The 239-nt window shown below is 60.7% G+C and carries 1 protein-coding gene; it reads right to left on the bottom strand.

What is annotated here, in order from left to right:
- On the bottom strand, window positions 1-239 hold a 239-nt coding region (locus SB751_RS34820), incomplete at both ends, for a hypothetical protein (RefSeq protein ID WP_410749590.1).

Below are 239 nucleotides of genomic sequence, written 5' to 3'. Positions count from 1 at the left end.
CGAGGGTGAAAGCATAAAAGAAATGCCGGCTTGCCGCTTGATGGCGGGCAGCGGACGGAAGTTTTTTTGCCTAGTGCGGTGTTTGTTGCGGTTGGTTGTTGCGGTTCGCCTTTCGCGATTGCTTGCGGAAGCGGGCCATTGCGGCGGTGCTTCTTGCAGCACCCTTGCCGTGCGTCCGCATTGCCGCATGAGTTCGTGCCCGACACGAGCCAGCGCAAGACGCAACGTGCGCATGCCCG

Source organism: Cupriavidus sp. SIMBA_020, from assembly GCF_046535395.1.
Classification (GTDB): Bacteria; Pseudomonadota; Gammaproteobacteria; order Burkholderiales; family Burkholderiaceae; genus Cupriavidus; species Cupriavidus campinensis.
The sequence above is the reverse complement of the archived record's forward strand: the minus strand, read 5'-3'. Positions and strand labels throughout refer to the sequence as shown.